Origin of the sequence: Desulfosarcina cetonica JCM 12296 (assembly GCF_001311845.1) — a bacterium.
GTDB classification, from domain to species: Bacteria; Desulfobacterota; Desulfobacteria; order Desulfobacterales; family Desulfosarcinaceae; genus Desulfosarcina; species Desulfosarcina cetonica.
In genome coordinates this window covers 1-11,469 of the sequence record NZ_BBCC01000191.1, presented here as the reverse complement: position 1 = coordinate 11,469, position 11,469 = coordinate 1, and the positions used below count along the sequence as shown (strand labels likewise).

At 59.7% G+C, this 11,469-nt stretch carries 5 protein-coding genes and 2 pseudogenes; 1 reads left to right on the top strand and 6 read right to left on the bottom strand.

Annotated features, from left to right (window positions below; translation table 11 throughout):
- Position 1 precedes the first annotated feature (1 nt).
- The 5 genes and pseudogenes from JCM12296_RS27925 to JCM12296_RS27910 all read right to left on the bottom strand — a co-directional run bounded on the left by JCM12296_RS27925 (position 2) and on the right by JCM12296_RS27910 (position 8,627).
- On the bottom strand, positions 2-328 hold the full coding sequence (locus tag JCM12296_RS27925; protein ID WP_054699975.1) for a hypothetical protein: 327 nt from the start codon (positions 326-328) through the stop codon (positions 2-4).
- A 110-nt stretch (positions 329-438) separates the two neighbouring features.
- Positions 439-4,081, bottom strand: a pseudogene (gene nifJ, locus JCM12296_RS27920) (pyruvate:ferredoxin (flavodoxin) oxidoreductase).
- 350 nt (positions 4,082-4,431) lie between these two features.
- Entirely contained in the window at positions 4,432-6,324 is a 1,893-nt protein-coding gene (locus tag JCM12296_RS27915; protein ID WP_306304146.1) for a bifunctional acetyl-CoA hydrolase/transferase family protein/GNAT family N-acetyltransferase, read from the bottom strand.
- 154 nt (positions 6,325-6,478) lie between these two features.
- Positions 6,479-7,110 (bottom strand): annotated as a pseudogene (locus JCM12296_RS45960) (acetate--CoA ligase family protein).
- The gene (locus JCM12296_RS27910; RefSeq protein ID WP_246804987.1) at positions 7,068-8,627 is read right to left on the bottom strand and encodes an acetate--CoA ligase family protein; all 1,560 of its coding nucleotides are present in this window, start codon (positions 8,625-8,627) and stop codon (positions 7,068-7,070) included. The pseudogene JCM12296_RS45960 and the gene JCM12296_RS27910 overlap by 43 nt, the downstream one beginning before the upstream one ends.
- Positions 8,628-8,943: 316 nt before the next feature.
- On the opposite strand from JCM12296_RS27910, the gene JCM12296_RS27905 reads away from it, so the two are divergent.
- Positions 8,944-9,660, top strand: a complete 717-nt coding sequence (locus JCM12296_RS27905) for a FadR/GntR family transcriptional regulator (protein WP_054699971.1) — start codon at positions 8,944-8,946, stop codon at positions 9,658-9,660.
- Positions 9,661-9,715: 55 nt separating this feature from the next.
- On the opposite strand, the gene JCM12296_RS27900 is transcribed toward JCM12296_RS27905, so the two are convergent.
- Positions 9,716-11,323 (bottom strand): fumarate hydratase, encoded by a 1,608-nt coding sequence (locus tag JCM12296_RS27900; protein ID WP_054699969.1) that lies wholly within the window; start codon positions 11,321-11,323, stop codon positions 9,716-9,718.
- Between the last annotated feature and the right edge of the window lie 146 nt (positions 11,324-11,469).

Sequence of the window (11,469 nt, the reverse complement as noted above, 5' to 3'; positions counted from 1 at the left end):
ATCACCACGATGCGCGCGCCATGTCGTGGTACCGGCAGTCGTCGGTGAGGCCGCGGATCGCCGCGTACACCGAGGCGTCGGCGCGGGTGGCCAGGATGTTGGTATGGTACGGCATCATCCGTTCGACAATGCCCTTGATCTGGTCGACGGTCTTGCCCTGGCAGTAGATCACCTCCGGCACGCCGTTGCGCAGACAACGGTGGTGATCCACCTTGGCGTATCCCAGATCCTCGAAGGGCAGCTTCCTGAGGCGCTCAAGCGCGGCGGCCGTGCTGACATCGCCGCTGCGGATCCCGTCAATCAGGGTTTTCAGCTGCTGGTCGTCCATGGTACGAATCTCCTATCGTTGACCCCATCGGTACAGACATACAACCGGAACGGGCCGCCCATCCTGTGGATGGCGCGACCCGTTAAAATGATCCATTTATAAGGCAGGGGCTATTTTCCGGCCCTGCCGTCGTCGCAGGCGTCATCCGCCCCGGAGCGGCCGGCGTGCTCGGCGGTGCCGGCCAGCGTGCAGGCATCCCCGTCCTCTGACGGAGCGGCCAGCTCACCGGTGGCTTCCACGGGCTGATATTCGGCCTCGGCCATCTTTTTCATTTTGGCGTAACGCGCGTTGAATTCGGCTCCAGGCGTTTGTGCAGCCGCTGGGCCTCGTCGGGGAAAAGCTTCTGCAGGGAGGCATACCGCACTTCACCGGCCAGGAACTCCTGCAGGCTGCCGTCCGGTGCCTTGGAATCCAGGCTAAAGGGATTCTTGCCCTCGTCCTTGAGCGTCGGATTGTAGCGATACAGCGGCCAGTAACCGCTCTTGACGGCCAGGTTGGTCTCTTCCTGGCTCTTGCCCATGCCCTTTTTGATCCCGTGGTTGATGCAGGGGCATAGGCCATGACCAGGGAGGGGCCATCGTAACCTTCCGCCTCGGTAAAGGCCTTGACCAGTTGTTGCTTGTTGGCGCCCATGCCCACGTTGGCCACGTAGACATACCCATAGGTCATGGCTATGGCGCCCAGGTCCTTCTTGGCGGTCTTCTTGCCGGACGCGGCGAATTTGGCCACCGAGCCCGTGGGCGTGGCCTTGGAGCTCTGACCGCCGGTGTTGGAGTAGACCTCGGTGTCATAAACCATCACGTTGATATCCTCGCCCGAAGCCAGGATGTGGTCGATACCGCCAAAGGAGATGTCGTAGGCCGACCCGTCACCAACGAAGATCCAGTAGGACCGCTTGGTGAAGTGGGCCGAAAGGCTGTCGATCTTGTCCAGCAGCGGATCACCCGTATAGGAGAAAATCAGTTCCCGGATCTGGTCGCCGTATTTTTTGGAGCCTTCGGCATCTTTCATGTTGTCCAGCCAACCCTGCATGGCCGCCTTGAGTTCCTCATCGATGTCGCTGGCCAGCGCCTGGGTGACGAGTTCGGTCAGCTGCTTGCGCTGCTGCAGGGCGCCGAGGAACATGCCGTAGGTGAACTCGGCCGGATCCTCGAACAGGGAGTTGCCCCAGGTGGGGCCACACCCTTCGGCATTGACACAGTAGGGAATCGACGGCGCGCTACCGCCCCAAATGGAGGTACACCCGGTGGCGTTGCCGATCACCATGCGTTCGCCGAAAAGCTGGGTGAGCAGCTTGGCATAGGGCGTTTCGCCACAACCGGCACAAGCACCGGAGAACTCGAGCAGCGGCTGGTAGAACTGGCTGCCCTTGACCGTGTTGCGGCCCACCAGGCCCTCACGGGTCGGCAGGCTGGAGGCAAAGCGCTGGTTGGGCACCTGCGTGTCGAGCTGGGTGCCAAGGGGTTTCATCACCAGGGCCGGTTTCTTGGCCGGGCAGATGTCGGCACAGTTGCCGCAGCCCATGCAATCCTCGCTAAACACCTGGATGCGGAATTTGTATTCCTTGAGTTCCTTGCCCATGGCGGGTTTGGCCGTGAACCCCTCGGGGGCGTTGGCCAACTCTTCATCGGTGAGCAATACCGGACGGATGGCGGCATGCGGACAGACCATGGAGCACTGGTTGCACTGGATGCAGTTTTCCATGATCCATTCGGGCACGTTGATGGCCACGCCGCGTTTCTCGTACTGGGTGGTCCCCACGGGGAAAATACCATCCGGCGAGAAGGCGCTCACCGGCAGTTTGTCGCCCTGCTGGGCCAGCATGGGCCGCATCACCTCGGTCACCCACTCGGGATCGTCGGTCGCGGCCGCGGCACCCGTCCCGGCATCGGCCCAACTGGCCGGCACCGGCACTTCCACCAGGTGATCCAGGGTCTTGTCCACGGCGGCATTGTTCATGTTGACGATCTTGTCGCCCTTCTTGCCGAACATGCTCTTGATCTGGTCCTTCAGGTAGGCGATGGCGTCGTCCACGGGGATCACGTTGGCCGCCTTGAAGAAAGCGGTTTGCATGATCATGTTGATGCGCCCGCCCAAGCCCACTTCACCGGCGATTTTCACCGCGTCGATGTTGTAGAATTTGAGCTTCTTGCGCGCAATGGTACGTTTCATGGCCGCCGGCAGCCGTTCTTCCATCTCCTCCAGGCTCCAGGGGCTGTTGAGCATGAAGGTGCCGCCCGCCTTGATGCCCTCGAGGACCTCATAGCTGTGGACATAGGATGGGTTGTGGCAGGCGATGTAGTCGGCGCTGTCGATCAGATAGGTGGACTGGATGGGGGTCTTGCCGAAACGCAGATGGGAGATCGTCACGCCGCCCGATTTCTTGGAATCGTAGGCAAAATAGGCCTGGGCGTACATGTCGGTGTTGTCGCCGATGATCTTGATGGCGCTTTTGTTGGCGCCCACGGTTCCATCGGCCCCGAGCCCCCAGAACTTACACTGCACGGTGCCCTCGGGCGCCACGTCAAAGCCGCCCTCCACCTCCAGGCTGGTATGGGAGACATCGTCGATGATGCCCACGGTGAAGTGATTCTTGGGCACCATGCCATTCATGTTGTCGAACACGGCCTTGACCATGGAGGGGTTGAACTCCTTGGAGCCCAGCCCGTAACGGCCGTTGACGATGGTCGGCATCTCGCCGCGTTCCATGAAGGCGGTACAGACATCCTGATACAGCGGGTCGCCCAGGGCGCCGGGTTCCTTGGTGCGGTCGAGCACGGTAATGCGCGAGGCGGTGGCCGGAATGGCCGCCAGCAGGTGCTGGGCCGAGAAGGGCCGGAAGAGGCGTACCTTGACCAGCCCCACGGATTCGCCGCGGGCGTTGAGATAATCCACGACCTCCTCGATGGTCTCGCAGGAGGAGCCCATGGAGATGATCACGCGGTCGGCATTGGGATCGCCCACATAGTCGAAGAGGTTGTATTTGCGGCCGGTCAGGGCCGAAACCTTCTTCATGTAGTCGGCAACCGTGTCCGGCACTTCCTGATAAAAGGGATTGACGGCTTCACGGCCCTGGAAGTAGATGTCCGGGTTTTGGGCGGTTCCGCGCAACTCCGGAGCCTCGGGGTTGGTGGCGCGGCTACGGAAATTCTCCAAAGCCTCCATGTTGACCAGCTTGGCCATGTCCGCGTAATCGATCAGCTCAATTTTCTGGATCTCATGGGAGGTCCGGAAACCGTCGAAAAAGTGCACGAAGGGCACAGAGCTGTCGATGGCGGCCAGGTGGGCCACCAGCCCCAAGTCCATCACTTCCTGGACAGACGCGGAGGCCAGCAAGGCAAAGCCGGTCTGGCGAACGGCCATGACGTCCTGATGATCGCCAAAAATGGAGAGCGCGTGGGCGGCAATGGCTCTTGCCGTCACATGCAGGACACCGGGCAGCAGCTCGCCGGACATCTTATACATGTTGGGGATCATCAAGAGCAGCCCCTGGGAGGCGGTGTAGGTGGAAGTCAGCGATCCCGCGGCCAGGGAGCCGTGGACCGCCGCCGCCGCTCCGGCTTCGCTCTGCAGCTGGCGCACCAGCAGCGTCTGGCCAAAGATGTTCTTGAGGCCATTGGCCGCCCACTCATCACAAATTTCCCCGATGGGCGAGGAAGGGGTGATGGGGTAGATGGCGGCCACCTCACTCATGGCGTAAGCCACATGAGCGGCTGCAGTGTTCCCGTCAATCGTTTTCATTTTTTTTGCCATAGCTGCTCCTTCGTACTAGTTAAGATGGGGGGGTCCGACCGAGGACACGGCTGCGGACAACGGATTTGGACCAACCGCAAAAAGAGGGGGTGTTGCGGCATCGCATCAGGTATCAACCCTGTCGGTTTTCAGGGAAAGAAGCATATTAGACACAATGAAACCAAAATGGCAAGAATAAATTGAACCCCGTTAATCCGCATCCGCCATAAGGATATCATACTGTATTTGCTTTAAATCATATCAACTCCACATGAAATTCCGGCTTCCGCAAAAGACCTTCCGCGGCCGGTCGTCGACATCGGCAAGGCCATTCGGTAGCCGACCAAGACCAGCAGTATTCGATGGGTAGATTATCCGTTCACCGGGTCAGCCAGCTCATCGAAGCGGCATTTGAGCATCAAAGACTCACCGTCAAAAGTCGTTTTCACCTTATAGGGCATGGTCTTGAACAAATTGATCATGGCCTTGTTCTGGGGAGCGGTGTAGGCCACCAGCCCGGAAATGCCATTTTCCCGGGCGGCGCGGGCCAGTTTGCGGATGAACAGTTTGCCCAGCCCCTTGCCCTGGTAAGCCTTGGAAATGGAGAAGGCCACTTCGGCGATGTTGCTTTCGATCAGCAGCAGGTATTCGCCCACGCCGATCACCTTGCCGAAACCGAACTCCCCCACGACCGCCACCAGGGTCAGATCCTTGATGTAGTCAATTTGCGAACGGGTCTCCACGTCGCTGCGGTCGAAGCTGCTCTTGTCGTGGAAAAAACGCAGCTGCACATCCTTCCGGTCGAGGGAGTAGTAATGTTCCTGAATGCGACGCTCATCCACCGGCTTGGACGGCCGGATGGTGATCTCTTCGCCGTCGCGGAGAAGGGTCTCTTCCAGGTGGATGGGATAAATGCCCCGGGTGGCCTCGCCCAGGGTCCGCTCGCTGCCGATCAGACGGGCCTCCTTGGCGGCATTGAAAAGCCACTCGCGATGATCCGGATGGGCGATCTCGATCATGGCCAGCACCCGTTCCTGGAGACTCTTGCCGAACAGGTTGACGGCTCCGTATTCGGTAACCACGTATTGCACGTCGCCACGCGGCACCACCACGGGGGTGTCCCCCAGGGAAGGCACGATATGACTGCGTTTGCCGTCCTTGGACGCCGAATAGAGCATCAGGATCGATTTGCCGCCCTTGGAGCGTTTGGCTCCGCGCACGAAATCGGGAATGCCGGACACCCCGGCAAAAAAGGTGTGTTCCGATGCCTCGGCGGCTACCTGACCGGTAAGGTCGATGGTATGGGCCACGTTCATGGAGACCATGCGATGGTGCTGGCCGATCACAAAGGGATCGTTGACATAGTCCGAGGGTCGGAAATCCACGCCCGGATTATCGTGCAGAAATTCATAGAGGTTATGGCTGCCAATGGCACACGAGGCCACCAATTTGCCCTCGTTGATGCCTTTCCTGCGATTGGTGATGACGCCTTTGGCATACAGGTGCATGACGTCATCGGTGATGTACTGGGAGTGAAAACCCAGGTCGTTCTTCTCGGCCAGGCCCTTGATGGTGGCCTGGGAAGCGGCGTCCAGGCCGATCTGAATGGTGGACCCGTCCTCGACGAAACGGGCGATGTGCTTGCCGATCCACTCGGCCGCGCCGGAGCGTTTACGCAGGTCCACGGCCAACAGGGGTTCCTCATGCTCCACGAGAACATGGATGTTGTTCACATGAATGAAACTCTGGCCCATGGTCCGCGGCATCCGCGGGTTCACCTGGGCAATCACCAGATCGGCACTCTGGGCCGCGGCCATGCAAACGTCCACCGACACCCCCAGGCTCATCCAGCCGAAATCGTCGGGCGGCGAGACCTGGATCAGGGCCACGTGAATCGGCATCTTGCGGGACAGGAACAGGCCGGGGACCTCCGACATATTGATCGGGGTGATAAACCGCATGTAGCGGGCGATCCCTTCGGTGTCCGCCGAACCCAGATAGATGGTCCGGATATTGAGGCTGTGATCGCGGGTCTTGTCGGCGATTTCGGAAAGAGAGGTGGTTTCGCGGCTCATCAGCCGCACGATTTCCAATCCGCTGAGTCGCATGGAGGCGCCGGAAAGCGCCCTGACCAGGGCCTGGGGCTCACCGGCGGCGCTGCCGATAAAAACCCGCTGACCCGGCCGAATCAAGGCGATCGCCTCCTGGGCGGTCCGTTTTTTCTCGACATATCCATCAGCCCAATAAAGAGACCGTCCCATCATCCACCTCCTTCATGAAAGAAAAAGCATTCCCCGATAAAATTTTCCTTGCGATCCTTCCACTGCAGACGACCCGCCCCATGCGCATGCTAAAATGTGGCTTCCTACAATATCGACTTTATCAAAAAGGGGAAAGCGCTTTTTGCGGAATCGCCATCTATGCCGGTGTTTCGAGAATAAAACGGCAGTCGGCCACGGTCACCCCCTCGCCTTCCGGGTGAACGAGAAGCGGGTTGATGTCCAGTTCCTTGATCTCCGGATGGTCCATGACCAGATCGGAAAGCCCCACCAACATGCGCTCGATGGTGGCGATATCGGTTTTCGGGCTCCCCCGGAAGCCGCTGAGGAGCTTGTGACCTTTGATGCTGCGCACCATATTGCGGGCGCCGTTGCGCGTCAGGGGCGCCAGGCGGAAGGCCACGTCCTGAAAGACTTCCACAAAACGCCGCCGATGCCGAACATGATCAGGGGGCCGAAAATCGGATAACGGCTCATGCCCAGGATCACCTCGAGCCCCTTGGGCGCCAGGCGCTGGATCAGCACCCCGGTGATCTCGGCGTCGGGGTTGAAGCGTTTGGCATTCTCCACGATGGTCGTGTAGCCGGCCACGACCGCCGCCCGACTGTCCGGACCGACCAGCACGCCACCGGCATCGGATTTGTGAATGATCTGGGGCGATACGATTTTCATCACCACCGGGTAGCCCATCTTCTCGGCGGCATCGCCGGCGGCCTCGGCACTGGTGGTCAGCTCGGTGGGCAATACGTTGAAGCCGTAACACTTGAGCAGTTCGGTGCCGCCGATCTCACCGATATAGCGCTGCCCCCGTTCCAGGCGTCGGCAATGATCTCATCGGCGCGCGCCTTGTCGTGCTTGACCGGAAACGGCGCCAGCTGCTGACGGTTGAGCCAGCGCGAATAGCGGTACAGGGCGCCAAAGGTCTTGGCCGCGCTTTCGGGAAACCGATAGACCGGCACCCCATGTTCCTGCAGGTACTTGACGCCTGCGGAAACATCGATGATCCCCATGAAGCAACACAGGATCGGCTTGTGCGAACGCCGGGCGATGCGCACGATGGCTTCGGCCGTGCCGATGGCGTTGGTCATGCTCTGGGGGGTCAGGATCACGATCGCGCCATCCACCCCCTCGTCCTTGATCACGGCGCCCAGCGCGTTTTCATAACGATCCTGGGCCGCATCACCGATGACATCCACCGGATTGTGGAAATTGGCCGTCTGGGGCAGATGGCTTTTCAGGGACTCCACAGTCTCTTCGCTGAACGTGGCCAGTTCCAACCCCGAATGGATGGTCATGTCCGTGGCCACAATGCCGGGGCCGCCGGCATTGGTAACGATGGCCACGCGGTTGCCCATGGGCACCTTGCGCCGCATCTTGCCCAGGGCACTTTCATTTTTATAGGCGAAGGCCGTTCCGAAATCGAACAGCTCATTGATCGAATCCACACGGATAATGCCACTCTGGATGAAGATCGCCTCGTAGACCGCCTCGCTGCCGGCCAGTGAACCGGTATGGGAGGCGGCCGCCTGGGCCCCGGCACTGGTGCGGCCCGACTTGATGGCCAAAACCGGCGTGGGCCGATCGCCACCGGTAATCTCCTTGACCGCCTGGATGAACTCCGGTCCCCGCTGGAGTTCCTCGATGTAAAGCATGATGACCTCGGTTTCGGGATCGGCGTGGAAGTAACGCAAGAGATCCAGCTCGTCCACGTCGGCCTTGTTGCCGATGGAAATGAACTTGGAGAAGCCGAAGTCCTTGTCCGCCGCGAAATCCAGAACGGCCGTACACAAGGCGCCACTCTGGGAAATGAACGAGATATTGCCGGGCTTGGGCATGCGGCCCGAAAAACTGGCGTTGAGACAAACGTCGGTCATGGGGTTGATCACGCCCAGGCAGTTGGGACCGACCACGCGCACCCCGGCCTCGCGACACATGGCCACGATGCGCCGTTCGATCTCCAGGCCCTCTCCGCCGACCTCCTTGAATCCCGCGGAAACGATGACCACCGCCTTGACGCCCTTGGCGATGGCTTGTTCAATGGCGGTTTCCGCCTGCCGCGGCGGCAAAATGATGATGGCCAGTTCGATGGGATCGGGAATATCCTGAATAGTGGCGTAGGCGCGCACACTGGAGATGGATTTGGCCCTGGGATTGACCGGATAGAGGGTCCCGGTAAACCCGCCCTTGAGAATGTTGACGAAGATATCATGGCCGACTTTTCCCGGCGTGCCGGAGGCACCGACCACCGCCACCGATGACGGATTGAAAAGTGCATCAAGACCTTCCATATGGATTACCTGCTTTCCTTTTGCACGGCGGCCCTAAAACCGCCTCGATATAAAAAAAGGCCAGCCGGGAAAGGCGCCCGCCAATGCATTCCTGCCGATGGGCTTACCCGTTCTACTGGCATACCATAAACCAATAAATATTGGTTTGACCATTCATACCCAAAAGAAAAATCCGCTGTCAAGCAGAAAGAACGCCATTATCCAATATAATGCGATGTAAACAGCATCCAGAATAGGCTTGACAGCTACAGCATAGCTGTATTAGGTAACAATAAATTGGTACTACCATTATTCCAAACGGAGCGACAAAGCCACTATGCCCTTGCCCATCAAGCCCATCAAGCCCAAACGCATTTCCGACCAAGTCTTCGACCAACTGCGCGAACTGATTTTTCGCGGCCAATTCAAGGCCGGCGAAAAAATCATCACCGAACGGGAGATGGCAACGGCCTTCGGTGTCAGTCGCACCTCGGTTCGGGATGCCATCAACAAGCTGGTCATCATGGGAATTCTGGAACAGCGACAGGGCCAGGGCACTTTCGTGCGTTCACCCGAATCACGGAAGCAAAGTCTCCTGGCCTCCATGGTCGAAAGTCAAAACGCCTCTTTGATCGATGTCCTGGAAGTTCGTTTGGGACTTGAATGCAATGCAGCGGCCTTGGCCGCCGTGCGTGCCCAGGAGAAAGACCTGCAGTTCATGGAAAAAAGCATTGAGGAACTCGAGCACGAGATCGAGGCCGGCCGCTTGAGCACCGAGGCGGACGTCTCCTTTCACATGGCCATCGCCTATGCCACGCAAAACCGCCTGCAAGTCTTGATGATGAAAAACGTCTACGACTATCTCTTCACCGAGGTACGGGTCGACATGGCCGATCTGTACACGGACCCGGCCGAGATGCGGACGGTCCCCGAGCAACATCGGGAAATTTATCGGGCCATTCAGGCGGGTGACCCGGAGACGGCCCACCGGGCCATGAAGCAGCACATTGAATGTGTCGACCAGATGATTGCCGACAAGGCCCTGGACCCATGATCACCGGGCCACCTGGCAAAGTCCCCTTGGCAAGGTGGCCCGGTCTACGGGATCCCTACAGCAGTTTTTCGAAAAAGTCGTTGCCTTTGTCGTCCACGAGAATGAAGGCCGGGAAATCCTTGACCGTGATCATGTATATCGCCTCCATGCCCAGCTCGGGATACTCGAGCACCTCCACCGAGGTGATGCACTCCTTGCCCAGGCGGGCGGCCGGCCCGCCGATCGACCCCAGATAGAACCCGCCGTACTTCTTGCACGCGTCCGTGACCGCCTTGGAGCGGTTGCCCTTGGCCAGCATGACCATGGAGGCACCGTGGGACTGGAAGAGGGGCACATAGGCGTCCATGCGGCCGGCCGTTGTGGGGCCGAAAGAACCGGAGGCGCATCCGGCCGGCGTCTTGGCCGGGCCGGCGTAGTAAATGATGTGGTCTCTCAGATACTGGGGCAACCCCTGGCCGCTGTCCAGGCGTTCCTTGAGCTTGGCGTGGGCGATGTCCCGTCCCACGATAATCTTGCCGGAGAGCTTCAACCGCGTGGCCACCGGATATTGGGTCAAAATGGCCCGGATCCTGTCCATGGGCTGGTTGAGGTCGATGGCCACGGCATCCGTTTCGTCACCCGCCGGCTCGGGAAGATAACGGGCCGGGTCGGTTTCCAGCTGCTCCAGGAAAATGCCCTGGGTCGTAATCTTGGCCTTGATGTTACGATCGGCGCTGCAACTGACGCCGATGCCGATGGGACAGGAAGCGCCGTGGCGCGGCAGGCGCACGACCCGGATATCATGACAGAAGTATTTCCCGCCGAACTGGGCCCCGATGCCCAGTTGTTGGGCCCGCACCAACAGGGTTTTTTCCATTTCCAGATCACGGAAACCATGGCCGCTCTCGCTACCCGCGACGGGCAGGCTGTCCAGGTAGCCGGCCGAGGCGAGCTTGACGGTCTTGAGGTTGAACTCCGCCGAGGTTCCGCCCACCACCACGGCGAGGTGGTAGGGCGGGCAGGCCGCCGTACCCAGGGTTTTCATCTTGGCGGTCAGAAAATCCACGAGCGTGCCCGGATTGAGGACCGCCTTGGTTTCCTGATACAGGTAGGTCTTGTTGGCCGAGCCGCCGCCCTTGGCGATAAAAAGAAATTTGTAGGCATCGCCCGGCGTGGCATAGATCTCCACCTGGGCCGGCAGGTTGCATCCGGTGTTCTTCTCGTCGTACATGGAGAGCGGCGCATTCTGGGAATAGCGCAGGTTGCCCTGGGTGTAGGCGTTGAACACGCCTCTGGCGAGGGCCTCCTCGTCGCGGCTGCCGGTCCAGACCTGCTGCCCTTTCTTGCCCATGACGATCGCCGTGCCGGTATCCTGGCACATGGGGAATTCCATCTCGGCGGAAATCACCGCATTCTTCAGCATTTCCAGGGCCACGTAACGGTCGTTGGCCGAACTCTCCGGGTCTTTGAGGATCTTCTCCAATTGGGCCAGGTGCCCGGGCCGCAACAGATGCGAGACATCCCGGAATGCCGTTTCGGCCAGCAGCGTCAACCCCTCGGGCGCCACTTTGAGCACAGTCCGGCCCTCAAATGCGGCGGTCGAGACATGCTCGGTGGTCAATTGCCGATAGGGGGTATCGTCGTCGCCGAGGGGCAACAGATCTGCGTACTTGAATTCGACCATGATCTTTTCTCCTTCTCCGGTTGGGGGGCATTCATCGCCGATGAATGAAAACCAGGAAGAAGGGCCGCCGGGCCCTTCAAAAAAGCGGAAGGGAGGTAATCTAATGGGTCGTGGACAGAATTGTCAAGAGGCGATGGGCACCCAGG